The 23,892-nt window shown below is 46.5% G+C and carries 21 protein-coding genes, 2 tRNA genes and 1 pseudogene; 17 read left to right on the top strand and 7 right to left on the bottom strand.

All coding sequences use genetic code 11. The features are described 5' to 3' along the window. On the top strand, positions 1 to 451 hold a 451-nt coding region (locus tag QUA04_RS22365; protein ID WP_333260842.1), incomplete at its 5' end, for a C39 family peptidase. A 188-nt stretch (positions 452 to 639) separates the two neighbouring features. Here QUA04_RS22365 and nadC read toward each other — a convergent pair. Next, positions 640 to 1,500 carry a carboxylating nicotinate-nucleotide diphosphorylase gene (nadC, locus tag QUA04_RS22360; RefSeq protein WP_333260839.1) on the bottom strand — a complete coding sequence of 287 codons (861 nt, stop codon included), beginning with the start codon at positions 1,498 to 1,500 and terminating at the stop codon, positions 640 to 642. Between the two features lie 542 nt (positions 1,501 to 2,042). Between nadC and QUA04_RS22355 the strand changes: the two genes are divergently transcribed. Next, positions 2,043 to 4,352 (top strand): hypothetical protein, encoded by a 2,310-nt coding sequence (locus QUA04_RS22355; RefSeq protein WP_333260835.1) that lies wholly within the window; start codon positions 2,043 to 2,045, stop codon positions 4,350 to 4,352. Positions 4,353 to 4,678: 326 nt separating this feature from the next. On the opposite strand, the gene QUA04_RS22350 is transcribed toward QUA04_RS22355, so the two are convergent. Together QUA04_RS22350 and QUA04_RS22345 are read right to left on the bottom strand one after the other, a co-directional pair. Further along, the gene (locus tag QUA04_RS22350; protein ID WP_333260832.1) at positions 4,679 to 4,891 is read right to left on the bottom strand and encodes a helix-turn-helix transcriptional regulator; all 213 of its coding nucleotides are present in this window, start codon (positions 4,889 to 4,891) and stop codon (positions 4,679 to 4,681) included. Between the two features lie 225 nt (positions 4,892 to 5,116). Further along, positions 5,117 to 5,200 (bottom strand) — tRNA-Leu (locus tag QUA04_RS22345). 228 nt (positions 5,201 to 5,428) lie between these two features. Between QUA04_RS22345 and accC the strand changes: the two genes are divergently transcribed. Beyond that, positions 5,429 to 6,784, top strand: coding sequence for an acetyl-CoA carboxylase biotin carboxylase subunit (accC, locus tag QUA04_RS22340; protein ID WP_333160754.1), 1,356 nt, complete (start codon positions 5,429 to 5,431; stop codon positions 6,782 to 6,784). Positions 6,785 to 6,830: 46 nt separating this feature from the next. Here accC and QUA04_RS22335 read toward each other — a convergent pair whose 3' ends face one another. Continuing rightward, positions 6,831 to 7,115: a YggT family protein gene (locus tag QUA04_RS22335; RefSeq protein ID WP_006634856.1), complete on the bottom strand. Its 285-nt coding sequence runs from the start codon at positions 7,113 to 7,115 to the stop codon at positions 6,831 to 6,833. A gap of 124 nt (positions 7,116 to 7,239) precedes the next feature. On the opposite strand from QUA04_RS22335, the gene psbX reads away from it, so the two are divergent. The 7 genes from psbX to QUA04_RS22300 all read left to right on the top strand — a co-directional run bounded on the left by psbX (position 7,240) and on the right by QUA04_RS22300 (position 13,066). Further along, positions 7,240 to 7,359, top strand: coding sequence for a photosystem II reaction center X protein (gene psbX / locus QUA04_RS22330; RefSeq protein ID WP_006634855.1), 120 nt, complete (start codon positions 7,240 to 7,242; stop codon positions 7,357 to 7,359). A 281-nt stretch (positions 7,360 to 7,640) separates the two neighbouring features. After that, positions 7,641 to 8,450 carry a Ycf66 family protein gene (locus tag QUA04_RS22325; RefSeq protein ID WP_333260830.1) on the top strand — a complete coding sequence of 270 codons (810 nt, stop codon included), beginning with the start codon at positions 7,641 to 7,643 and terminating at the stop codon, positions 8,448 to 8,450. A gap of 270 nt (positions 8,451 to 8,720) precedes the next feature. Then, the gene (locus QUA04_RS22320) at positions 8,721 to 9,845 is read left to right on the top strand and encodes a redoxin domain-containing protein (RefSeq protein WP_333260827.1); all 1,125 of its coding nucleotides are present in this window, start codon (positions 8,721 to 8,723) and stop codon (positions 9,843 to 9,845) included. 109 nt (positions 9,846 to 9,954) lie between these two features. Beyond that, a complete protein-coding gene (locus tag QUA04_RS22315; protein ID WP_333260824.1) occupies positions 9,955 to 11,403 on the top strand; it encodes a trypsin-like peptidase domain-containing protein in 1,449 nt (482 codons plus the stop codon). A 238-nt stretch (positions 11,404 to 11,641) separates the two neighbouring features. Beyond that, on the top strand, positions 11,642 to 12,262 hold the full coding sequence (locus QUA04_RS22310) for a PPC domain-containing protein (protein ID WP_333260822.1): 621 nt from the start codon (positions 11,642 to 11,644) through the stop codon (positions 12,260 to 12,262). Between the two features lie 164 nt (positions 12,263 to 12,426). After that, positions 12,427 to 12,729 carry a UPF0175 family protein gene (locus tag QUA04_RS22305; protein ID WP_333260819.1) on the top strand — a complete coding sequence of 101 codons (303 nt, stop codon included), beginning with the start codon at positions 12,427 to 12,429 and terminating at the stop codon, positions 12,727 to 12,729. Next, on the top strand, positions 12,713 to 13,066 hold the full coding sequence (locus QUA04_RS22300) for a type II toxin-antitoxin system RelE/ParE family toxin (protein ID WP_333260816.1): 354 nt from the start codon (positions 12,713 to 12,715) through the stop codon (positions 13,064 to 13,066). The genes QUA04_RS22305 and QUA04_RS22300 overlap by 17 nt, the downstream gene beginning before the upstream one ends. A 213-nt stretch (positions 13,067 to 13,279) precedes the next feature. Here QUA04_RS22300 and QUA04_RS22295 read toward each other — a convergent pair whose 3' ends face one another. Then, the gene (locus QUA04_RS22295) at positions 13,280 to 13,468 is read right to left on the bottom strand and encodes a chlorophyll a/b-binding protein (RefSeq protein WP_333106934.1); all 189 of its coding nucleotides are present in this window, start codon (positions 13,466 to 13,468) and stop codon (positions 13,280 to 13,282) included. A gap of 94 nt (positions 13,469 to 13,562) precedes the next feature. Further along, on the bottom strand, positions 13,563 to 14,579 hold the full coding sequence (locus QUA04_RS22290; RefSeq protein WP_333260813.1) for a succinate dehydrogenase/fumarate reductase iron-sulfur subunit: 1,017 nt from the start codon (positions 14,577 to 14,579) through the stop codon (positions 13,563 to 13,565). Between the two features lie 240 nt (positions 14,580 to 14,819). Between QUA04_RS22290 and QUA04_RS22285 the strand changes: the two genes are divergently transcribed. The 7 genes from QUA04_RS22285 to QUA04_RS22255 all read left to right on the top strand — a co-directional run bounded on the left by QUA04_RS22285 (position 14,820) and on the right by QUA04_RS22255 (position 21,750). Further along, positions 14,820 to 15,062, top strand: a complete 243-nt coding sequence (locus QUA04_RS22285) for a hypothetical protein (RefSeq protein WP_333260811.1) — start codon at positions 14,820 to 14,822, stop codon at positions 15,060 to 15,062. A 446-nt stretch (positions 15,063 to 15,508) separates the two neighbouring features. Then, positions 15,509 to 16,132, top strand: a complete 624-nt coding sequence (locus QUA04_RS22280) for an excalibur calcium-binding domain-containing protein (protein ID WP_333260808.1) — start codon at positions 15,509 to 15,511, stop codon at positions 16,130 to 16,132. Between the two features lie 122 nt (positions 16,133 to 16,254). Further along, positions 16,255 to 16,986: a RadC family protein gene (radC, locus tag QUA04_RS22275; RefSeq protein WP_333260805.1), complete on the top strand. Its 732-nt coding sequence runs from the start codon at positions 16,255 to 16,257 to the stop codon at positions 16,984 to 16,986. A 317-nt stretch (positions 16,987 to 17,303) separates the two neighbouring features. Next, positions 17,304 to 17,642 (top strand): DUF1815 family protein, encoded by a 339-nt coding sequence (locus tag QUA04_RS22270; protein ID WP_006634844.1) that lies wholly within the window; start codon positions 17,304 to 17,306, stop codon positions 17,640 to 17,642. Between the two features lie 699 nt (positions 17,643 to 18,341). Further along, positions 18,342 to 18,821, top strand: coding sequence for a DUF4079 domain-containing protein (locus tag QUA04_RS22265; protein ID WP_015176986.1), 480 nt, complete (start codon positions 18,342 to 18,344; stop codon positions 18,819 to 18,821). 211 nt (positions 18,822 to 19,032) lie between these two features. Then, complete coding sequence (locus tag QUA04_RS22260) at positions 19,033 to 21,603, top strand: ComEC/Rec2 family competence protein (RefSeq protein WP_333260801.1); 2,571 nt, start codon at positions 19,033 to 19,035, stop codon at positions 21,601 to 21,603. Positions 21,604 to 21,663: 60 nt separating this feature from the next. After that, positions 21,664 to 21,750 (top strand) — tRNA-Ser (locus tag QUA04_RS22255). Positions 21,751 to 22,167: 417 nt separating this feature from the next. On the opposite strand, the pseudogene QUA04_RS22250 reads toward QUA04_RS22255, so the two are convergent. Continuing rightward, positions 22,168 to 23,820: pseudogene (locus tag QUA04_RS22250) on the bottom strand (GAF domain-containing sensor histidine kinase); the annotation flags it as partial. Positions 23,821 to 23,892 lie beyond the last annotated feature (72 nt).

Here is a 23,892-nt window from a genome sequence, read left to right as displayed (position 1 = left end):
TTGCAATGTAACTTCATTAGCGATGTGTATGGACTTTTTGAAGGTGCCACGGCGCCAACAAACCGGGCAATATGAAGACGAACTTTACGAATATGCGATCGCCCAAGGTTACAGTCGCTGGGACCCCTACGATTTAGCAAAGATTGTTAGAGATTACGGCGCTCAAGATTTCTTTACCGAGAATGCAACTATTGATGACGTTCAAGATTGGCTAGCCAGCGGAAATCCCGCTGTCATCCACGGATACTTCACGTCTTTCGGTCACATTATAGTTGTCGCAGGCTACGACAGCGAGGGATTCTTCGTTCACGATCCCTATGGCGAGTGGTTCCGAAGTGGCTACGATACAAGTGTCAGCGGTGCTTACTTGCACTATACTTACCGCTTAATCCGCAGCCTCTGTATGCCTGACGGGAATTTTTGGGTTCATTTTATTTCAAATAATTGTTAAGAGTCATTAGTCATTAGTCATTAGTCATTAGCTAAGAGATAAGTTTCCTCTTGAATTATGCGGCGATTGAAATTGCTGCATAGAGTCAAAGCTTCGTCCGAGCAGAAGGGGACTAAAGAGTAAAATGGGTATTAAAACTTGATTGGTATTGGCCATTTTTTCTATCACTAATGACTGCTGACTAATGACTAATGATTCTGAATTTTCATACTCAAATCCAGCCAAGTCGATCGCGTAATCGGAGCACTGGTAGAAATATAGTCAACTCCGGTTTCCGCTACACTTCTAATTGTTTCTAAAGTAACATTGCCGGAAGCTTCAATTTTTACCCGATCACTCTTTTGGCGAATTATTGCCACAGCCTGCCGCATCAAATCAAAGGACATATTATCTAACATGATAATATCGGCTTTGTGCTGCAAAGCTGTCTCTACCTCAGCCAGAGTTTCGGTTTCGACTTCGATTGTCAGCGGATAGGGGATAGAATTGCGAATTAGGGCGATCGCCTCTGCAATTCCCCCAGCCGCAATGTGATTGTCTTTAATCATCACCGCGTCATCTAAGCCCATCCGGTGATTGCAAGCACCGCCGACTTGAGTTGCGTATTTTTCCAACAATCTCAACCCCGGCGTTGTCTTGCGGGTATCTACCAACTGCACGGGCAAATCGGCAATTTTGTCAACATATTTCTGAGTTAAAGTAGCGATGCCGCTCAAACGCATTGCCAAGTTTAATGCTACTCTTTCTCCGGTTAGCAGCGCATCGAAATTGCCGGAAATCTCGGCGATTACTTCTCCTTTTTCGCACAGTTTCCCTTCTGGTACTTGGGGGATAAAACTGAGGCTGCTGTCTAAAAGTTTAAATGTGCGATCGGCAATTGGCAATCCCGCAATGACTCCAGCTTCTTTGACAATCCATTTAGCTGTACCCTGGATGCTGTTTGCGGGAAATAAAGCCGATGTTGTGCGATCGCCCCTACCGATATCTTCTAGTAGCCAGTTGTGCAATAGGGAGTCTAAAACTATCCAAGGTGGTAATATTGCTGTCATGTTTTTCTCAGTTGTTATATCGAGGCAAAAATCACCCGGTGGTTGAAACCGCGTCTACACAAACGAAGTCCGCCTGCGCGGACTAAGAGATGCAAGGATTTAGGATGATATCTATTAGGAAGAATAGTCGATCGGGTAATTTTAGGCAAGTTGCAAAATAATCTGACCACGCGGATGTCCTTGTTGGCTTAATTACAGTTTGCTCAACAGGCGCAGTTTTGTAGTCAATCACCTGTTGACAAAGTTGGGTGTCACTGATTTAATAGAGTGAGTTTGCTTTGTCGCAAGGAAAATTGGTGCCAAAGAAACAAGCTCATCTGACTTATGAGCAAGCACAGGCTTTGGGGTGGGCCACTAGGGCTAAGGGTAAGTTTGCTAGTAAATTTGGAAGTAACGAACTTGATAAATGAGAGTTCGGATTTGATTATTTCGCCTAAAAACTGCATTCAAGCTACACATACTCAGTTATGACTCACCTAAATATTTCTCCTCTCAACCGTCGCTCTTTTCTTAGTTATGTTGCTTTAGGTACTTTGGGTTTATTGACAAAAGACTTGCTTGATCCAGCTAGCGCTAGGGCTGATAGCGAGGGATTAGGCAAAAATTTCTCTACCTTGGAGAACTATCATATTTTTGTTCCTTATACCACAGCCCGAGTAGGAGGAAAGCAAACTTTTACTTTGCGATCGGGAGAACCTTGCCAGGTGGAAATTCCCTCCAAAACCCAAGATAGCCAACAGATTACCATCAAAGGGCGCGGTCAAGACGGTAAAGATATTACTGTAGTTTTGCATACCTTATACGATCGACAACTCGGAATAAAAGAGGAAATTTATCAAGAAATTGACAAAAAGACGCAATTTGTCGAAGAAGCAAGCAAAGCGAAATGCAAATTTGTTTATGAGCAAGTTGAAGATGGTGAGTACATTGATGATCTGATCGCCTTGGATTTTCTGGATTATGTTATATATTCTTCCAAACTGGGCAGCCAAATTCAAGAGCGTTACCAAATCGCCAGTACCAATTCACGCCTGGTCGGAATTGGGCAAGCCATTGAATCGACATTGGCTCAATCTAAACTGACTGAGGCAGAGAAGAAACTAATCAGAGGAACTTTTGCATACGTCCGCGCCGGCGAACCTGTTCCTGACTTTAAAGCACTCACAGATATTGACTCAATCGTGGCAAGTTCGGCGCTGCCTTTAGAAATAAAACAGAGTTACTCTTTGTCCAGTGCCAATTCGAGAGGCTTAACAGTTGATTTTATTCTGGTCAAACAGATTAATGACAGCCAATTGAGTGCTGAACAAAAGCAAAATTACCAGTCAATATATCAGCAGGTGCGCGACGGCAAGACAGTAGAAGATTCAGCAACTTTGAACTCGCTAGACTCCTTCATTAACAAAGCCAAAATCCCAGAAAATGCTAAAGCTGTTTACTCAATAGCAAGGAAACAAAATTTAGAGAATCAAGTTGCTTCTGGTGAAAAAGCCGATGCTTTTGTCCAAACTGCTCAAGCATTCACAGACCAACTGACGGATGCCAAAGACAAAGGAGCAGCAATTGTTCCACAAGCTACAAGAGTGTTGAGTACACTTGGAGCAGAAACAGCAACGGGTGTTAGTATTAGCAGTTTATCTGGGGCGGCTGCAACCAATGCGACTTTAGCTGTTTTAGGTGGTGGTTCTGTCGCGGCTGGTGGTTTAGGAATGCTGGGTGGTTTAGCAGTAGCAACAGGAGGAGCCGCGCTAATTGGAGCTGCAGGGCTGCTGTCTATTGCGTTAGTCTCGGAAATGGACAGGGAAGACCAAAAAAATCTGGGAATTGCAATTGGTACAGGAACAGTCGCCGGTACTGCAACTATTTTAGCTGCTTGGACTGCTGCGAGTGCTTTGGGAGCTGCAGGTACATTGTCCGGTGCTGCTGCTATCACTGCTACCATCTCGACTATTGGTGGACTCAGTATAATGACTGGCGGCGCTGCTCTTGTTGCATCAGGTACAGCATTTTTAATTTGGTCATTACTCAAAGGTGGAAAGAGTCGCGATTCATCCGTGCTGCACCAGTTAGAAACTCGAACCTACACCTATACTGAAAATATCATTGCGGATGATTTCGGAGAATTTTTACAAAAGAATGTAATTCCAACAAATGGTATTAAAGATGGATTTTCTGCTCCTAATATTCCATTAGATAAACTATCCAAAGCGCTGTCTTCATGGCTATCTCTTGACTCGGGAGAAAAAGTAATCGCTTTGATAGACAACAGTGTTTTTAAGGATGCAAAAGAGGGGGTTGTATTTACAAACGCAAAAATGGCTTGGAAAATAATTCTTTCAGATGCCCATGCCATTAACTATGACAACTTAGCAAAATTTGTCAAGACAGAAAGCCAATTAAATTCACTGCTATCTGACGCGAAGCAGAAACAGGAGTTGTCTAAGTTGAAAAAGGTAGTAGATATTTTGTCAGACGAGAAATACTCTACCAATTTATCTAAGTTGCAAGAGTTAGTAACTATAGTGGGGAGTGACAAAAACTTATCGGATCTGGTTTCTAATGAGAAGTATAAAAACAAGTTGCCAAAATTAAAAAATGCAGTAGCTATTTTATCAGACGAGAAGTACAGTCAGAACTTGTCTAAGTTGAAAGATGTTGTAGATGTCTTATCTAATGAACCTGATTTAGGAAAATTTTTCTCGTCGCAATTGGTGTCACAACTATCTGACAAGAACTATACCAATGACTTGTCTAGGTTAAAAGAGGTAGTAGATAGGTTTCAAAACGAATCTGACAAGGACAATTTCACTAAATTGCTTCGACAAATTGGTCAAAAATATAGCACAGTTTAGGCAGTAACTTTGGCCCGCGATTCTGGCTATGAGGAAGGCGGAAGGCGATCGCACTACTAGGGCGATCGCCAGTGATTGCACAGGTGATAATTACGGGTTGCTTAGACATATTGTTTAACGTTACCCCATCTGAACTCTGCAACGGTACTGCCAACTATACCATTAGGTTAGTGACACGGGGAATAAAGAATGCTAGTGTCGATCGCCCTTCCACAACTGATAATTCTTCTACGGAGGGAAGAAGTTATATCGCACTTCCTGGTAAAAACCCTCGATCGAAAAAACCACTTAATATAAAACAACTCCCGACACTCGGTACTGGCTGTTCATTCTTTGACAACATCCATTAACTCTTCAATCAGAACATCGAGGGCGCAAGCTATTTTTTGAATTGATGTGATATCAACCGTTGCTAGTTTTTCCGAACGAGCATAGTGCCTGACTGTGCTGTACGGAACCTCCGATCGATCGGCAACATCCTTTAGCGTCCATCCTTTTTCGTCAGCCAACTCTCGGATTCGGAACCTAACTAACCCCATTCTACTTGACAAACGATAAGTATCTATGTTTTTAATTCAAACACAATTGTCGATCGACAGTTAAACAGTATTTTCTATAGTGCGGATCTGTCAGAAATTCGATCGCACTTAAAGATATTTGATGAATTCGCACCCTACGGTACTCGATCAACTTTCTAGAAAAACCACTCAATATAAAACAACTGCCGACAGCCAAAACCGTCAACAGTTATTTTACATATTCAATGCGGATGGCGAGACTCGAACTCGCAAGGACATATTGCCACACGCACCTCAAGCGTGCGCGTATACCAATTCCGCCACATCCGCTCTTTCTAGCAATCTCCGGGATTTTTGCGTTACGAGTTAAAGATTCACAGGTTGAGGTTCCTGACATTTAACTTGTGACTTGCCCTTTGAGACCGCCGATTTACAATCATAGCACCACTACCAGCAAAATGTAAAATAAATTTTTGTGAACAATTTCTGGAAAACGATTATCCAGAACATACCGAAAGGCATTATTGTACAGAATATTGAGTGAATTAAGCAGCGAAGATGGGGTTCTCGAAAATTTTAATCGCTAATCGGGGAGAAATAGCTCTCCGCATATTGCGGACCTGCGAGGAAATGGGGATTGCCACGGTCGCCGTACACTCCACCGTAGATAAACACGCCTTGCACGTTCAGTTGGCAGACGAAGCCGTTTGCATCGGCCCCCCCACCAGCAGCAAAAGCTATTTAAACATCCCCAACATCATCGCGGCTGCCCTGACGCGCAACGCAGCAGCCATTCACCCCGGTTACGGCTTCCTCGCCGAAAACGCCCGATTTGCCGAAATCTGCGCCGACCATCAAATTACCTTCATCGGCCCTTCTCCTGCCGCGATGCGGGCGATGGGCGACAAATCCACCGCTAAAGAAACGATGCAGCGAGTGAAAGTCCCCACAGTTCCCGGTAGCGAGGGATTGCTGGCGGACGATCGCGAAGCTTTGTCGATCGCCCGCGACATCGGCTATCCTGTGATGATCAAAGCCACAGCCGGCGGTGGTGGTCGGGGGATGAGGCTAGTGAGAGAAGCATCCGAACTCCCCAAACTATTCTCCGCAGCCCAAGGCGAAGCCGACGCAGCCTTCGGCAACCCCGGACTTTACCTCGAAAAATTCATCGAAAGACCCCGCCACATCGAAATCCAAATCCTCGCCGACAACTACGGTAACGTCATCCACCTCGGCGAGAGAGATTGTTCGATTCAGCGCCGACACCAGAAACTCCTCGAAGAAGCCCCCAGCCCAGCCCTCACCCAGAAACTGCGAGATCAAATGGGTCACGCCGCCGTCGCGGCCGCCAAATCCATCAACTACACAGGTGCCGGCACTGTCGAATTTTTGCTTGACAAATCGGGCAAGTTCTACTTCATGGAAATGAACACTCGCATCCAAGTAGAACATCCCGTCACCGAGATGATTACAGGCCTCGACTTGATAGCCGAACAAATTCGCATCGCCCAGGGAGAAAAACTGCAAATCAAGCAAAACCAAGTAATTCTCAACGGCCACGCCATCGAGTGCCGCATCAACGCCGAAGACCCCGATCGCAACTTCCGCCCTCACCCCGGCATAATCAGCGGTTATTTGCCTCCCGGTGGCCCCGGCGTGCGGATGGACTCTCACGTTTACACCGATTACGAAATACCCGCTTACTACGATTCTTTAATCGGTAAAATAATTGTATGGGGGCGCGATCGACCGACCGCCATCTGCAGGATGAAAAGGGCATTGCGGGAGTGCGCCATTACCGGCGTTCCTACCACCCTGGGCTTTCACCAAAAAATCCTAGATTCCCCCGAGTTTCTCAGCGGCGAAGTTTACACCAATTTCGTCGAACAGTTCTTGAACCAAAACAGTCATTAGTCAGTTGGCAGTTGGCAGTTGGCAGTCAACCGCCAACAGTCAACTTCTACATCATCATCGTCAGTAGCCCTTGCTGACCGAGAATCATTTCTCGCAGCAAGCTACAGATACCCACCCAAATAATCGGCGTAATGTCCACCCCGCCGATCGGCGGTACAATCTTTCTAGTTACGGCTAAAAAAGGTTCCGTCGGCCAAGCAATCAGACTCAACGGCAACTTGCTCAGGTTCACCTCGGGATACCAAGTCAGGACGATCCGAAAAATAAACAGCAAGGTCATCACGACTAGGACAGAGCCCAGAATCCAACTTGCAACGGTAATACCAGTCATGGGTCTTATCTCGAAATTTTAAGTTTTGTTAAGTCTGCTATTCATAATTTTAACCGTTTCACAGGTGCGATCGAAAGTATAAAATTAATAAAAATCAAATTGTTGTAACAAAGGCTTTGAATCTATGACTCCTTCTCTCGCGAACTTTTTGTACAGCCTGCTGGTGGGCGTGGTGGTTGTAGTGCTTCCAGCAACGATCGGCCTGATATTCATCAGCCAAAAAGACAAAATCAAGCGCACCTAAAAAGTCAGCGGGTTTCTAAGTCCGGCGCTGCAAGTCAATTGTGGGCTACAAGTCGGGCATTTCCCCGATCCGAGAAACCTCGGCTGCCAGCAACTGTCAAGGGAAAACCTTCAGTTGACTGCCAAGCTGAGGTTTTTTCCCGTTAAACTCATTATTATACTCACTTCCCAAGCTGAAACCCTGACCGGACGCTGCCCCAGAAAGCACAGTCGGGCTGACAGACTTAATGATAGATGTAAAATCTAACTCGCTAACATAGGAAAGACATAGGAGATAGGCTAATGGTCAATTTAGGATTGAACTGGAGCAGCCTGTTAGGGATTATCCTAGCAGTAGCAGGGGCAGGACTGTATTTTCTGCGATCGTGGCGTCCCAAACTAGCCCGAGACCACGATATTTTTTTTGCAGCAGTCGGCTTGCTGTGCGGCGGTATTCTGTTATTTCAAGGATGGCGGCTTGACCCGATTCTGGCATTCGGTCAATTTCTGCTCAGCGGTACCGCCATATTTTTTGCAACAGAAAGCATCAAGCTGCGAGGAGCGACCACAGCCCAAGCCAAAACTCGCGCCCAATACGTAGATGAAGAGCGACCGGTCAGCAACGCTTACGGTTACGACGGCTACGATGCCGAAATGGAGCAGCTAGAACCAGAGGAAGACTATCCGCAGCGTCCCCGGATTAGAGGCAGCCAAGACTACCGTTCCTCCCGGGAAGCCTACGACGACGAGCCCCGCCGCCGTCCCTCGAATCGCAACGGCAGCGTTAACACCTCCAAGCCCGATTCGCCCGATCGATCGTCGCGCAAACGTCCCTCTCGCCCAGAAGCCCCGCCTGCCCAAGAGCCTGACAACTGGGACGTTTCAGACAACCCCGAAGAAAGACCGACCCGCAGCCGCAGCAGTCGCCCCCCTGCTTCGGAAAATCGCAGTTCCGATACGCCGCCGAGAACCAAAAAACCCCGTCCTACGGAATCATCGAGGTCTCGCCCCAGCAACCGCGACGTGGAAGCACCGCCGTCAGACTACGTGGAATATCGACCTGTAGAATACCCGGAAGACCAACCGGATAATTCCCCCAGTTTCGACAAATAGGCAAACACTAAGTAGATGGGTGAAACTAAACTTTTCTCGTACCCGCAGGCAAAAAAATAAGTTGCGTTTATTGATGCCCATCTACTTATTCTCAGATATTAAAGTGATTAAAAAAACTGTAAATTGCGAGTGTGAAACCGCAGACAAACGCAGATATACACAAATAAAAGCTAATTATTTTGTAAAAAAAGATTTTAACCTACCGAACTACTGGAACTAATCTACAGCATAATAATCTAAAAATAAAATCCCAAATATCAAATCTGCAAGATGCCATTACTCGAAATAGGAGATCCGGCTCCCTGGTTTTCCATTCCTTCTACAAATAACCCCTTATTTCATTTCCAGACTGTTGGTGGCCGCCGAGTCGTCCTGTTTTTCTTTGCCAGCGCCGCTTTTGAACAAATCCAAGTTATCCTCAAAAGCTTTCAAGAGCTTTCAGAAGAATTCCAAAGCTTGCAAGTACCGCTGTTAGGAGTGAGCGTTGACCCAGCAGACAAAGAACAAAACAGACCGACAACAATTGCTCCGTCATTCATCTTTTTCTGGGACTTGGATAAAAAAGTCAGCCAGCAGTACGGTGTTTCCCGAGATGTCCAAGAAAATGGAGTTGCCGGAGTTCACTATGCACCACAAACTTTTGTTCTCAACGAAAACCTTCAGGTAATTAATATTTTGCCCATGGGCGAACCGCACCAACACGCCCAGCAAGTATTAGATTTTATTAAAACTTTGCCCCCAATTGAGGAAGCCCGAGCGGCCACTCGCCACGCTCCGGTGTTGGTAATTCCTAACGTTTTGGACAAAGCCTCTTGCCGAAGTTTAATCGATATGTACAAAACTCACGGTGGCAGTCCCTCGGGCTTTATGAGGCAAATAGGCGGGAAAACAGTTGGTCTGCACGACGACACTTTTAAGAAGCGCCGAGATTTCTTTATTCAAGACGAGGATTTCCAGCGACAATTGAATACGATTATTTTGCGCCGGGTGCGGCCGGAAGTAGAAAAAGCTTTTCAGTTTACAATCACTAGGTTTGAACGCTATTTGATAGGTTGTTACGATGCTGACAGCGGCGGTTATTTTCGACCGCACCGCGACAACACTAGCAAAGCTACGCTGCACCGCAGGTTTGCGATGACGCTAAACTTGAATGTGGGAGAGTACACGGGGGGATTTTTACGGTTTCCAGAGTACGCGCCGCACGGTTATAAAGGGGATTCTGGCACGGCGATTATTTTTTCGTGTTCTTTGCTGCATGAAGCGACGCCGGTGATTAGTGGCCAGCGTTTTGCTTTGCTGTCTTTTTTCTACGGCAATGAGGATGCTGCGCTACGACAAGCTAATTTTAAGTATTTAGCTGCTGATTCAGATTCCCGAATTGGAGAACCGGCGTGAGGAAGGTCACTACCGTGGTGCAAGTCCTAAAATAATTACAGAAGGTAGTTAGCGGTTAGCCACAAAACCTAATTCCTAGCTACCGATCGCTAAATACTAATCGATCGCCATGAATTTCAAACTTCTAAGTTTAGCAGTATCGGGAATTTTAACGGTTGGGGTTGCAACCAGCGCTACTGCAGTTGTTACGACATCCCCTGTGCGGCAATCAACAGATTTAACGGAATTTAACTCGGTGCATTCCCAGGGTGCGATCGCCCAAACTGTCGAAGAACAAACCAATATTCGAGTCTACGAAAAGGCTAGTCCGGCGGTTGTTACCGTCGATACAGACAAATCTAACGGCAGTGGCACAATTATCAGCCCCGACGGCATGGTGTTAACGAACGCCCACGTTGTTTCGGCAGGCGGTAGCGTCAATATCATTTTGTCAGACGGCAGAAAACTTGTCGCCGATGTCATCGGATTCGGTGAAGAAGGTCTAGACTTAGCCGTGGTTAAGATTCGCGGTCAAAATAATTTGCCCACCATTCCTTTAGCCCGTCCCGGTTCGGTGAAAGTCGGGCAACAAGCATTTGCGATCGGCAATCCCTTCGGTCAATTTCAAGGTACTTTTACAGTCGGAATCGTCAGTCGCATCGACCAGCAGCGGGGCTTAATTCAAACCGACGCAGCCATCAATCCCGGCAATTCAGGAGGTCCACTGCTCAACAGTTCAGGAGAATTAATCGGCGTCAATACTTCTATTTTTACTCGTGGTCGGGGTGGAGGTAATATCGGTATCGGTTTTGCAATTTCCGCAGACAAATTACCCGCTTTCCTAACAGCGGTGCGAGAAGGGCGGGCTCCCCGCGTGGCTCAAGCCCGATCGCCCTTTGGCAACAAATCACCTCAAAAAGTTCCGTTAAACGGGCCCGCCGTCAGCGGCCTCCTCACCGACAAGTCTAGCGTTCTACCCACCGACAACAGCTTTTTTGACCTCTACTCCTTTGAAGGAAAAGCAGGCCAGCAGATCACAATAGAAATGAAAAGTCAAGAAATTGACCCTTATTTAATTTTGCTCGGGCCCAACCAGCGCGAAATCGCGCAAGACGATGACGGGGCAGGCAGTAAAGATGCCAGAATTACAGTCAGGCTGCCAGCAGACGGGACTTACACGTTAGTGGCAAATTCCTACCAAGCTAGGCAGTCAGGGGCTTATACGTTAGAACTGAAAGCGAGTGCTCCTACCGCGCCTTCTCGGGCGATTTTGCAAGAAGAAGGCGCTTTAGTCGCAGGCGGCCCAGTATTGCCGTCTGACAACAGTCTGTATCGCGAGTATACTTTTGAAGGTCGATCGGGTCAGTCTGTAACCATTTCCCTCGAAAGTACAGATTTCGATCCCTATGTGGCTATCTTTGGTCCTGACGGCCGATTAGTGGCAGAAAATGACGATGAGAGCGATTCGACTAAAAATGCGTTTCTGAGCGTTACTTTGCCCGCTACGGGTCGCTATCGCGTAATTGTCAATGCTTACGATGCTTCGGGCCGGGGTCGTTACACTCTAACTGTCCGGTGAAAATGGGTAACAAGGTAATTGGTAATCGGGAATTGGTAATTAGTCGAATTATTCTGCTTCCTGCTTCCTGCTTCCGTCCATCCATTAAATCTTGTACAGTGCTCGTTGCCGAACTTCCTTCTTCCATCCGTTAAATCTTGTACAGTGCTCGTTGCCGAACTTCCTTCTTCCATCCGTTAAATCCGCCCTTGCGAATCTGTTGCCGAACTTCCTTCTTCGTTGCAAACCGAGGTAATTCATGCGTCAAGTTAGATTTTGGGCGATCGCGCCAATTGCTCTACTAGCTACTTTTTCTGGCAAGCCGACTGTCTCCCTGCCAGTTTCAAATTTAGGTGGAGTTGCTAACAGTAGTTCCACCCTCCTTTCAGCAGAATTTCCTCAAAATTTAACTGATGCAAAGCCTGCTGACAAGGCTGTTTTAGCTCAAGCAAGCCCCAAGCCATCGCCATCACCACAGAGTTCGCCAACTCAGAACCCAACTGTAGAACCTCGGTCGAGTCCTGATGCGGGTTCATCTAAAGTCATTTTAGAGCAAAACGGAGAACTCAGCCCTGCTAAGTCTTCTGTACTGCCCTCGGACAGCAGTTTGTACGACGAGTATACCTTTGAAGGCACTCAGGGCCAGAAAGTGATTATTACCCTAGAAAGTACCGAGTTTGATACTTATCTCGCTATTTTCAACTCTAAGGGCGAGCTACTTGCAGAAAATGATGATGCAACGCAGCAAAATTCCAATTCTGAACTTACTCTTACCTTGTCTGCGAATGGTCGCTATCGCGTCATTGTCAATGCTTACGATCCGCCTCCAAAAGGTAGAGGCAAGTACAGTTTGACCGTCCGTGAAACAACTGGAAATTAGTTTGAGCGAAACTTCCGAGTTAGGGCACGGCATTGCCGTGTCCCTATAATTCAAGGACGATCGCACTACAAGCAACTGCGATCGACTTTGGTAAATTCATATGTTTCTATGTAACTATAAGTTTCATAATCTTAGATATCTGAAATTTAAAAGTACCTTAAATCATGCAAATTACGATCGACATTCCCGACAATCTACCTCTGACTGAAGCCGATGTGCGACTCGAACTCGCGATCGTACTTTATCAGCAACACAGCCTCCGTCTCGATCGAGCAGCTCAACTCGCTGCAATTGCTGTGGACGACTTCTACCAACTATTAATCGACCGCAATATCGTCACCCCGCCTGCCGATCCCGATGACGAACCCGCCGAACTCATCCTCGCCAGCCTCCGTACATCCCTCCAGCAAATTAAAAAAGGCAAATTACACCCTATTTCCGAACTGTGGGATGACATTGATGAATGACGGCACACCCCACATCCAGCTTGTCTTTTCCGATGAGTTCAAAACACGACTTCGCACCCTCATTAAACGCTACCGCAGCATCCGCACCGACCTACAACCCCTACTTGATGAACTCCTGTCTGGTAACTTCATCGGCGACCAAATCCCCGGCACTGGCTACACCGTATTCAAAGTCCGCCTCAAAAACAGCGACATCCAAAAGGGCAAAAGTGGTGGCTACCGAGTGATCTATCAACTCAGGGGCGATACCTACATCTTACTCGTCGTTATCTACTCCAAGTCAGACCAAGATGACATCCCAGCTAATCAAATTCGAGACATTATCGATCGCCTTTGAAAAAACAACCAAATTCATAATAATGCTAGGACGATCGCACTACAAGCAACTATTATCCACTTTGGTAAATTCATATGTTTGTATGCCACTATAAATGTTATAATCTTGTACGTGCAATTTGATAAACTGTATTTTAAATAACTCTTCAAAATCAAAAGGAAGCTGAAATATAGATAATTTTTCAGCTTCCCTTTTTAATTAATTTTGATTAATTTAACGCAGACCCAGCCAGGTGAAAAAATCCTGACGGGTGAAGAATTCTAGCAGCAAAAGTCCCACGAATCCCACCATCGCAAATCTTCCGTTGATTTGTTCGGCGTAGGCATTCCACCCAAAGGCTGGCTCTGGTTTTGGGGTATTTGGGGTTGTCGGTTTTGGGGATGGAGGAGTTTGAGCAGTCATTTAAAAGTTTTAAGTTTCGAGTTTTGAGTGATGATTTTGGGGAAGCTTTACGATCGCACAACTTGTAATTTACCAGGAAAATGACAGCCGATCGCTAATCTGCTGACTTTTCTAAACTTTGAACCGATTCGATCAGATTTCGCACGGTTTCGGTACCTTCTGAAGGCTCAAAAAACAGCGGGAACTTGCCACGAGCGATCATTCTCAAACCCAAGGGGCCCAGACTCAGCAAACCTTTAACGTCGCGGAAGTAGTTTCCTACTACTTCGATGCCAAATTTGCGCTCATCTATCCAGCCGCCTTCTTTGACGAGATCGATTAAAACTTTGCGGTGGCGGATCGATCGACTCGCTTGGTCGTCTTTGCGATCGAGAATCTCTTGTTTAATCTTACCAATTTGATCCATCGGCGCCACTTCCATCGGGCAAACCGAGTTGCAGTAGTAACAGCGGGTGCATCCCCAGACGCCTGCGGTGCCTTCGTTGTATTTTTCCAGTCGATTTTCGGTTTCGCTGTCGCGGGAGTCGGCGATCGTGCGGTAAGCTTTGGCGAGGGCGTGGGGGCCGACAAATTCCGGGTTGACTTCGCGGGCGTTGCACTCAGAATAGCACGCACCGCAGAGGATGCAGTTGCCGGTTTGGTCGAGTTTCGATCGCTCTTCTGGAGTTTGCAGAAATTCGCGTTCTGGAATTGCTCGCGAGGCGGTGCTGACATAGGGTTCAACTGCTTCTAGGTTGTCCCAAAAACTGGTCATGTCAACAACCAAATCTTTAATGACCGGCATATTTCCCATTGGGGCTACCGTGATTTCTGGGATGAAATCGGTAGGCATTTCTGCTGAGCTGGAATCAGCTATTTTTTCCAGTCTTGCGAGTTCGCTGGCCACATTTTCTTTGCAAGCTAATGCCGATCGACCATTAATTCGCATAGAACAACTGCCGCAAATTGTATTGCGGCAATTTTTGCGAAAAGCTAAAGTGCCGTCGTGTTCCCACTTAATATTGTTGAGGCAGTCTAGAATGGTATTGCTCTCTTCCACATCTACGGTGTAAGTGTGAACCCGGGGAGCCTCGTTTTGATTTTGGCGGACTACCTTAAAGCGGACTTTCATATTTTGAGTAAGGAATTTAGTGTCTATTGTAAGCTAATTTTTTGGACTTTCTAGAAAGCTATTATTTTTTTGACAACTACCTAAAGTAATAGATTTAAAAATTTTTATTATTGTTTGATAAACATCAATAATTCTCAAGTTATAAATCCTAAATTGCCACTTTTTTAAGCGGATTTGTGAGCTATTAATTGGAGATAAAAGTAATTAATCGCTGCAATTTCGCTAGTTCGGAGGTGCGTGATGTCCAGCTTGTTTGTATTAACTTTCATGTTTTCAACGCCGGCTTTTTGTCTGGGTCTGCTAAATCCTCAATGGGTGGGACTGGGAACTCGCAAGCGATCGGCTGCCTTGTACGGCGGCTTGATGGCAGTTTCGTTCGTTTTGCTTGGGGTTACAGCACCTAAGCCGCCACAACCAGTGTCATCGGGGCTGCTGGCCTCAACTGAATGGCCAGAATTTAGGGTAAGCGCACCTTTGCGCTGAAGGTAGCTGGGTATGCATCTGACTTTTTTGGCAGCATTACAAGAAATTTTACCAGGACTTACGCCCGGTTGGGGCGAGAAACTTAATTTTTTAAGAAAAATACTTGGTTCTACTCATTTACTGCAATTAAAAAACCCGGTTTCTCGGCGTCGGAGTGCGATCGCGAACTGTAGGAAAAAATCGTGGGTTTAGCAAGGAGAAATACACTCAGAAACCCGGTTGCACCAGGGTATCGTGTCCAACGTTCTAGTTTACTTCGTAAATCATAGGGATTTGTGAGTTGGCCTGCAGATAAATAAGCAAGTTAACTTCTCAGGACTTACGCACAGAAATTAAATAAATCGGGTTGTTTAAACACATATCCTTCGTGCTTCACTTCTGATTTTGGTAAAAGAAACCCGATTTCTGCGTCCTGGATTACTTCTATTTTTTACGTAAAAGTGGCGATGTTTAATTTTTTCGTCTTAAGCTTTCTATTGTCGATACCTGCCTTATTTCTGGGTATTGTCAATCCGAAATGGGTGGGCGCACCAACCCGCAAGCGATCGATCGCGATGTACGGCGGGTTGATGGTGGCTTCGTTTGTGCTTGTTGGCGTCACCGCACCCCCTCCGTCTCAGGAAGTTTCGGTGGCGCCTCCGGCCCCAACCGCTCCGCTAGTATCCTCTCAAACCGTTAAGCCGTCACTGCTTTCGGCAGTGCCGACACCCAAGCCGGAGACGGTGAAAACGCCGGCACCAACACCGAAACCTGCAATTTCTGCTTCCGCACCTGCACTTGCCAAACCAGAGCCCGATCGCAAATTGCCATCTTCAGTCAAATCTGTTGAACGAACCGCAGAGATTGTTCTTGATGCACAGCAGCCAAAGGAAGATACCAAAAAAGTTATTTATGAGTCTTCTCAACCGAAGGCTAAAAGTGCCGATTTTCCGAGTTGCGTTAACTCGGATTGCAACTGTTCTGACTTTGCGACTCAAGCCGAAGCGCAGCGAGTGTTAGAGGCATATCCGGGCGATCCGTTTAAGCTCGATCGAGATAAAGACTCGATCGCTTGCGAAACACTGCCTTAGATTTGATCTGCCAACAGCCTCGGTTAATGATGAAAGCTTTTTTCGGTGATTGTACGAATTGAAGAACGCAAATTGATCGGCTAAAATTGTGTAATTGTTGAGCTTGCGGTGCGGGTGCAGCTATGACTTATAGCTTGAGAATTGTCGATTTGCCAACGAGTGAACGGCCACGGGAACGGTTGATGGCGGGTGGCCCGAAAAGTTTGGCGACTGCGGAATTGATTGCGATTCTCCTGGGTACTGGTCAGGGACAAGGCAAACTTTCGGCCGTCGGGCTCGGACAGTATATTTTAAATCAGTTGAGTTTGCACCAGCGCGATCCTCTGGCTGTGCTACGCACTATTAGCGTTCAGGAGTTGACGCAAATTCACGGGATTGGCCCTGCTAAGGCGACTTCGATTTTGGCTGCGGTGGAGTTGGGGAAGCGGGTATTTCAGTCGCGGCCGCCGGAAATGGCTGTGGTTGACTCTCCCCAAGCGGCGGCGGATGCCCTGAGTCAGGATTTGATGTGGCAGTCTCAGGAACGTTTTGCTGTGGTGCTGCTGGATGTGAAAAATCGGCTGCTGGGTACTCAGATAATTACGATCGGCACAGCAACGGAAACTTTGGCTCACCCACGGGATATTTTTCGCGAGGTGATCCGCCAGGGGGCGACGCGGGCGATTATCTCGCACAATCACCCCTCGGGAATTGTGGAACCAAGCCCGGAGGATATTGCTTTGACGCGACAGTTGCTTGCGGGAGCGCAGTTTTTGTCGATTCCGCTACTGGATCACTTGATTTTGGGGAATGGCGATTTTCGTAGCTTGCGGCAGACGACGACGCTTTGGGACGAGTATCCCCAGGGCGATTGAACTCTTATACTTAACTAATTTAATTACTATCATTAGTTATTTGTATCTTTGGGCTCTCCGACGGCTGAATCAGCCCTGACAGCAGGGAAATTTTCCGGCTGGAGTCCCCCGCGAGAGCCTGTTTTGGCTGAATGTCGCTGCTGATACTTCGTTTCGACCACAACTCGGTTAATCTAGTATAGGTACGCTCAAGAGGTCGCTAATCCGATTTTTTTTGAGCATACTAAACGTATACTGAACCAGCACCTAAATACCCACTTATTAAGAAATTATTAAATGGGATGTAAAATACACGGTGTGGTGATAGGAGGAGAACTGTGTTTCTGAGACTTGCAGAACAACACCGTAAATTCGTTCAAGATTTGGTAATGAACCTCCAAGCTTTAGCGATCGTGCTAGAGCATCGGGGTTATCTGGCATCCTGCTACACTTGCGGGGGTCAGATGAACAGTGCCTCATTTATGGTCAGTTTGACGGACAACCATCTGATTCGATTTTTAGTGTCAGATTACGGTATCACTTGGACTGAGATGCGGGATGACCGCGAACTCATGAAACTAGAAGGTGCAGAAGCTATTAGTCAGTTACAAGAACTGGCAAATCTCGTAAAGTATCAAATCCAACCCTCGGAAGCTACTTTAGCGACGGCGCAGTGATTTTAGCGATTGCACGGTTCCGAGGAAGGCGACGCAAGAAAGTCAGTGCTTGTCTGCTAAAACCGAATCCCCAGCGAGTTAGTTGGGAGGGTTCATTTAGGTGTCCAGCGAGGGCTGCTCAACAGACAAGGGTGCTATCAGGGTGCTTTGAGACTGTTTAGCGCTAAGTCGATCGAAGTGAGCCTGGGCAGAGGGCATACTTTATGCCAGAAGTCTCAAACTTGGAACCTCTAGTTTTTTTTCAGCAGTTGATTCTCCCTTGAGAGTAGCTCGCAAAATGTAGAAGTGTGACTGCTCGTCGGCTGCGATGTTAAATTTCCCCTTGGGCATTCAAAAGTCAAGGAATTGAAATTAACTTTGAGCAGGCAGGTAAAATTTAACATTCAGAGTGAGGATGAGGCTGTGAAGATTGGGCGAAAGGCAGCCCCGGGGTGTGACGTGCGGGCGAATTACATTTATTTTGGCTTTTCGATTTAGCTGATAAAGCTAACCATTAACTTGAAACAGCATCATTGCTGTAAAAATCTCACAGCCGGCTTTAGCCGGCTAAGTTTTGCGTATATCTAGGCTTCTGGCCAATGTTTGGCTGTTAGGCTAAACGGCTCTTTGAAGTGCGCGATCGCACTTGCTCAACTAATTTTATAATACTTTAATAATTAGTCCTAAAATATTTATCGCCAAGTTTGGAGTCAGCATCAAATGGTAAATTTAAGCGAACTACTAGAACCCATCGCCAGTCAATTTCGCAGTCTGGGAATTCCCGAACCAATTACCCATTGGGGCCACCCTGTAATGATGGGGATCGTGGTAGTGGCGATGGGCAGTTTTGTCGGGTATACGGGATGGCAGGGACGTTTGGCCACCGATAAAGATGTCGCACTCAAAAGTCGCTCGGATCACCGCAAGCTTGCACCGTGGATGTTTCTGTTTCTAGCTTTGGGCTATACAGGCGGCTTGCTGTCGCTGGTGATGCAGCACCAGCCAGTCATGGAAAGTCCGCATTTTTGGACAGGTTCGGCAGTGCTGGTTTTGCTGGCTGTTGGCAGCTTGATTTCGCTAACGGGTTTTGGGGGCAATAAGCTAGCACTGCGCGCGGTTCACGCTTATTTAGGCACGACGGCCCTTGCACTTATGGTGCTGCACGCGGCTTTCGGTTTAAAATTGGGGCTGTCTATTTAGAAGAGGAAGAGGAAGGGGAAGGGGAAGGGAAAGAGTGTAAGGAAAGAATTTTTGCCATAAATTACGCACGGGTAGCCAGAAACCGGGTTTTTTACTCAAGTTCACGGCGTTTAGCCCTTTACCCCGGTTGAAAAACCCGGTTTCTTTGGTAAGGAGTGCATAAGTCCCGCATAGGTTTCCCTGAAATATTCCCCCTCTAAATTGCTAATTAATGAATCAAGCAACGGGTGTCATCTTCTGTCTTGCCTACATTTTGGGATTGATTTCTACAGCGTTTCCTTGGGGTAGATACGCGATACTTGCTTTGGGAATAGCGGTAGCGATTGCCCTGCCGAAATTGTTGCGAAAATATACTAAAAATTCTGTCAAAGTCACCAAGAAAAGACGCAGCAGACAAAAAGAAAATGCTCTTGAAGAACCCTTAGATGCGAGGGAAGAGTTGAGTTTGTTGGAGATGCTGCCGAGAGCGAAATGGGTGTGGGCAGTTGCGGGTTTGCTGGCATTTCTAGCTAGCGTTTATTTTGCAGTTCGATCGCCCCAACCGGCAATAGATGACATCAGCAAACTGATTCCGGCTGGCGGGAACACTCAAGAAGTGGCAGTGACAGTTCGCGGTAGAGTTGTTAGTACGCCTCGATTGACTCGATCGGGCCGATCGCAATTTTGGCTAGAAACAGATTTAGTTAGCGAAATCAACGGCGGCGAGGGAGGAGCAGTTGTAAACCGCCCAGTATCGGGCAAACTCTACGTTACAGTGCCCCTGCTGCAAACAACGGGTTTGTACGCCGACAATACGATCGCAGTTGTGGGTTCCTTGTACAAACCGCAGCCACCGTCGAATCCGGGGGCTTTTGATTTTCAAGCATATTTAGCCAGAGAAGGAGCTTTTGTAGGGCTAAAAGGTCGTCAAATTGACTGGAAGAGAGAAAATGCGATCGCCGATGTAAATCGAGTTAACAGCCAAACGGCTGCTTTCTTGGAACCAAGCGGGATGCAGCCATCGAAAATTCAAGCGATGCGGCAGCGGATCGTGCGATCGCAACTATCGCAGTTAAATGTTCCCGAAGGGCCCTTGATCAGTGCGATCGCCCTCGGCAAACAAGCAGTAGATTTACCCTACAACATCCGCGACTATTTTGTGCAGGCTGGATTGGCCCACGCGATCGCAGCTTCCGGCACTCAAGTTTCGATGGTTTTGGCTTTAGTTCTAGCTTTAACCAGGCGTTTTTCCAAACAATTACAATTTAGCTTTGGCGTCGGTGCTTTATTTTTGCTCGTGGCATTAACTGGCTTTGAACCATCAGTATGCCGCGCCGCTTTGATGGGATTTGGCACACTATTTGCTTTGGTGCTGAACCGCCAAGTTAAGCCGCTGGGATTGCTGTTAATCGCTGCTACTATTTTACTGCTAGTTAACCCTTTGTGGATTTGGGATTTAGGTTTTCAACTGAGTTTTTTGGCGACTTTGGGGTTAATCGTGACAACGCCGCCACTGATGGCAAAGTTGGACTGGATGCCGCCCGCGATCGCTTCGATTGTTGTGGTTCCGATCGCGGCTTCAGTTTGGGTGCTGCCGCTGCTACTTTACGTTTTTAGTGTTGTATCACCTTACAGCATTTTAGTCAATATTATTGCGGCTCCTTTGCTGTGGATTTTGAGTATTGGGGGGATGGTTAGCGCTTTAGCTGGATTGATTTTTCCGCCCGCTGGCAGTGTTTTAGCGCAACTGCTGGACTATCCGGCAAAGGGGTTAATTGCGATCGCCCAATATTTCTCGCAATTACCCGGTAATTCGGTAGCTGTCGGTCAAGTATCGGTGTTTCAGCTAATAGCGCTTTACAGTTTAATTGGCTGGGTTTGGCTCGGGGGAAGAAAGAAGAAGGAAGAAGGAAGAAGGAAGAAGGAAGAGGGAAGAAGGAAAAAGGAAGAAGGAAGAAAGAAGAAGGGGAAAAGTAGAGGGATTTCGCTGCCGAGTTTTTCATCGGCTTGGATTTTACCGCTGGCGCTTGTGGCGGGAATAAGTATCATAGTTTTGCCAGCTTGGCACGTTCAATCATCTTTATTTCAAGTTACTTTGCTGGCAACATCTGGTGAGCCTGTTTTAGTAATTCAAGATAGGGGAAAAGTGGCGCTAATTAATAGCGGTGATGAAAATACCGTAAGGTTTACAGTGTTGCCTTTTTTGCAGCAGCAAGGAGTTAATTCTGTGAATTTTGCGATCGCCACTCACGGTCATTTAGGTTTGAGCGACGGTTGGGGAAAATTACTAGAACGCTTGCCAGTTAAAACATTTTATGATAACAACGCTCCGAAACAAATTCATCGTGGCAACAATCAGGAATTTATAACGGCTGTGCAATCTCGCCAAGGCGTTTACTTTCCTTTAGAAACTAACAGTACATTTGATCTGGGTTCGACGCGGTTGCAGTTGGTGAATGCGGAGATTCCGGTGGTAGAATTGCTGGTGGGCAATAGAACTTGGTTGCTCGTCGGTGAAATGACACCGGAAGCGCAAAAAAAATTGGCAGCAACGGGAACATTGAAGCCGGCTCAAGTGCTGTGGTGGTCAGGAAAGGCCCTGACGGCTGAGTTATTGGGCGCAGTGGGGCCGCAAGTGGCGATCGCCTCTGCTAACGAAATCGACCCAGAAACCGCAGCCCAACTGCGCCAAAGCAAAACCCAGATATTCTGGACAGGGCGCGACGGAGCCCTCCAGTGGACTCCAGCAGGCGGATTTAAGACCACTCTGGAATCTGAAGAAAATCAAACTTCTTTTTTATAATGATTTACAATCTGGCGCACTGTGCGGTAAAATACTTTTAGCTCACATCTCAAATCAATTGGAGAGGTGGCAGAGCGGTTGAATGCGGTAGACTCGAAATCTACTTTAGGGGTAACTCTAACGTGGGTTCAAATCCCACCCTCTCCGTACATCTCAGCTTCAAGCGTCAAGCGCGCACCTTATTAACCTAGGGTGCGCGCACCTTATCATATTATGAAATTCAACTCCCCAATCTTAGTAGCAGGATAGCTGCTTTCATTTCGGTAAGGTAGAGGCTTAAAATCTCCAGGAAACTCTTAACTCAAAACCGGGCACAAAAAAAGGGAAGAGAGTTGGTAAAGCGGGCGGTTGCAAACCGCTGTCTCAATCACGAATAAGGTGCGGGCGGAGGATGGGGGAATTAGTCTAGATTCTTTGTTTTCCTAATCCATAGTCGCTACTTCCTAGCACGAAAACCCCTAGCCTGTTGCTCGTTCCCCGTGTCCCGTTTCCTGTTTCTTCTAATAACGTGGCTGGTAATTGCGCTAATTGCGCTAATTGCGCTATATCCCTACTAGGAATTGCTCACGCCGGAATAGAAATCACAAACTCCGATCCCTGCCCCAGGCAAGAATTCACCACTAATGTACCTCCATGTTTTCCCACAACAATTTGGTGGGCTATAGACAATCCTAATCCTGTTCCTTGACCCACAGACTTGGTTGTGAATAAGTGGTTAAAGATGTTTTCCTTGACTTCATTCGACATCCCAACTCCATTATCCTTAATGCGAATCAAAACCTGATTGTTGTCTTCGCTCAAAGCAGTTTGAACCGTGATTTGATTAGGTAGGGCTTTAATTTCACTAAAACTGTGCCCCTTATTTGACTCCTCCAGAGCGTCAATGGCATTAGCCAATACGTTCATAAATACCTGGTTTAACTGTCCAGGAAAGCATTTTACGAGGGGTAAGTTACCATACTCTTTCACAATTTCAATGGCAGGGCGGAACTCGCTGGCTTTTAAACGGTGCTTGAGAATTAGCAGAGTGCTTTCGAGTCCGTCGTGAATATTGAAAGAAACTGGTCGATCGCTATCTGCTCTCGAAAACGTTCTCAAACTCGTACTGATATTGCGGATGCGCTCGACTCCTTCCTTCATCGAGCCAATCAATTTGGGCAAATCTTCTCGCAAATACTCCAAGTCCATATCCTCAATTTCTGCTTCAATTTCCCCTCCCGGATTGGGGAATTTTTCTTGATACAAATCAATCAAGTTGAATAAATCCCCCACGTATTCTTGAGCCGGTTGCAAGTTGCCGGCGATAAAGCCTACGGGATTGTTAATTTCGTGGGCTACACCTGCAACTAAGTTTCCCAGAGCCGACATTTTCTCACCCTGTACCAATTGCAACTGCATCTGTTTGAGATCGTGGATAGACTGCTCTAGTTTCTGGGCATATTCCTGAGATTGTTGATACAGTCGGGCGTTCTGTAAGGAAATTGCAGCTTGCGAGCACAGGATATTGAGGATGGCGACGCGATCGCCCGTGAATACCCCTGTTGCTAAATTATTTTCCAAATACAAAATCCCGATCATTTTCCCTCGCTCGCTGATCGGAGTGCACAGCAGGCTCTGAGGTTGGTGTTCGATTATGTAGGGGTCAGATGCAAATCTTGGTTGATTGCTAGCATCATCAAAAATCAGGGTTTCTTTTGTACGTTTGACGTAGTTGATTATGGTTAGAGGAATTACTTCGCTCTCCTCAAAGGGAATTGATTGTAGAAGGCAGTCTTGACGGTTTGTGCAGTGGACGCTTATCCTCCAGTTTCCCTCTTCATTCAAAATAAATGCTCCGGTTTGTGCTCCGGCATTCTTCACCACCACTTGCATGAGGGTATTGAGCAATTGATCGAGTTTAATTTCGCTAGATAGAGCTTGAGAAGCTTTGATAACTGTCGGCAAATCTACTAAGCCCCAACTGCTGGTGCTACCGATGATTGTTCTATTCGTGTTAGATACGGATGATTCACTATGGGTGGATGTGTGAATTGTTTCGCTCGGATTCTGGAGAGTTCGCTCCTGTTGCAAGATCACAGCCAGCAATTGGGGATAACGCTTTTCGAGATGGTCAATCTTTGCTTTTGCTCCCCAACGAGCGTAGGCATAGTAGGCATCAATTAAATAGGTTTTGGCAATTTTTTCTTTGCCCCATTCCAAATAAAATTTGGCAGCTAGTACACCTCGGCGTAAATACACAGACTATTAGACAGCCAAGACTTTACCCTTATATGTCCACTTAAAAGGTTT

The sequence above is a fragment of the Microcoleus sp. S13_C5 genome, assembly GCF_036700845.1.
GTDB lineage: Bacteria > Cyanobacteriota > Cyanobacteriia > Cyanobacteriales > Microcoleaceae > Microcoleus.
This window is presented reverse-complemented; position numbering and strand designations above follow the sequence as displayed.

Excerpts from the sequence above, each read along its gene's own strand:
- nadC (WP_333260839.1), bottom strand. The coding sequence starts at position 1,500 with ATGACAGCAATATTACCACCTTGGATAGTTTTAGACTCCCTATTGCAC.
- QUA04_RS22350 (WP_333260832.1), bottom strand. The coding sequence starts at position 4,891 with ATGGGGTTAGTTAGGTTCCGAATCCGAGAGTTGGCTGACGAAAAAGGA.
- accC (WP_333160754.1), top strand. The coding sequence starts at position 5,429 with ATGGGGTTCTCGAAAATTTTAATCGCTAATCGGGGAGAAATAGCTCTC.
- QUA04_RS22335 (WP_006634856.1), bottom strand. The coding sequence starts at position 7,115 with ATGACTGGTATTACCGTTGCAAGTTGGATTCTGGGCTCTGTCCTAGTC.
- psbX (WP_006634855.1), top strand. The coding sequence starts at position 7,240 with ATGACTCCTTCTCTCGCGAACTTTTTGTACAGCCTGCTGGTGGGCGTG.
- QUA04_RS22325 (WP_333260830.1), top strand. The coding sequence starts at position 7,641 with ATGGTCAATTTAGGATTGAACTGGAGCAGCCTGTTAGGGATTATCCTA.
- QUA04_RS22320 (WP_333260827.1), top strand. The coding sequence starts at position 8,721 with ATGCCATTACTCGAAATAGGAGATCCGGCTCCCTGGTTTTCCATTCCT.
- QUA04_RS22315 (WP_333260824.1), top strand. The coding sequence starts at position 9,955 with ATGAATTTCAAACTTCTAAGTTTAGCAGTATCGGGAATTTTAACGGTT.
- QUA04_RS22310 (WP_333260822.1), top strand. The coding sequence starts at position 11,642 with ATGCGTCAAGTTAGATTTTGGGCGATCGCGCCAATTGCTCTACTAGCT.
- QUA04_RS22305 (WP_333260819.1), top strand. The coding sequence starts at position 12,427 with ATGCAAATTACGATCGACATTCCCGACAATCTACCTCTGACTGAAGCC.
- QUA04_RS22300 (WP_333260816.1), top strand. The coding sequence starts at position 12,713 with ATGACATTGATGAATGACGGCACACCCCACATCCAGCTTGTCTTTTCC.
- QUA04_RS22295 (WP_333106934.1), bottom strand. The coding sequence starts at position 13,468 with ATGACTGCTCAAACTCCTCCATCCCCAAAACCGACAACCCCAAATACC.
- QUA04_RS22290 (WP_333260813.1), bottom strand. The coding sequence starts at position 14,579 with ATGAAAGTCCGCTTTAAGGTAGTCCGCCAAAATCAAAACGAGGCTCCC.
- QUA04_RS22285 (WP_333260811.1), top strand. The coding sequence starts at position 14,820 with ATGTCCAGCTTGTTTGTATTAACTTTCATGTTTTCAACGCCGGCTTTT.
- QUA04_RS22280 (WP_333260808.1), top strand. The coding sequence starts at position 15,509 with ATGTTTAATTTTTTCGTCTTAAGCTTTCTATTGTCGATACCTGCCTTA.
- radC (WP_333260805.1), top strand. The coding sequence starts at position 16,255 with ATGACTTATAGCTTGAGAATTGTCGATTTGCCAACGAGTGAACGGCCA.
- QUA04_RS22265 (WP_015176986.1), top strand. The coding sequence starts at position 18,342 with ATGGTAAATTTAAGCGAACTACTAGAACCCATCGCCAGTCAATTTCGC.
- QUA04_RS22260 (WP_333260801.1), top strand. The coding sequence starts at position 19,033 with ATGAATCAAGCAACGGGTGTCATCTTCTGTCTTGCCTACATTTTGGGA.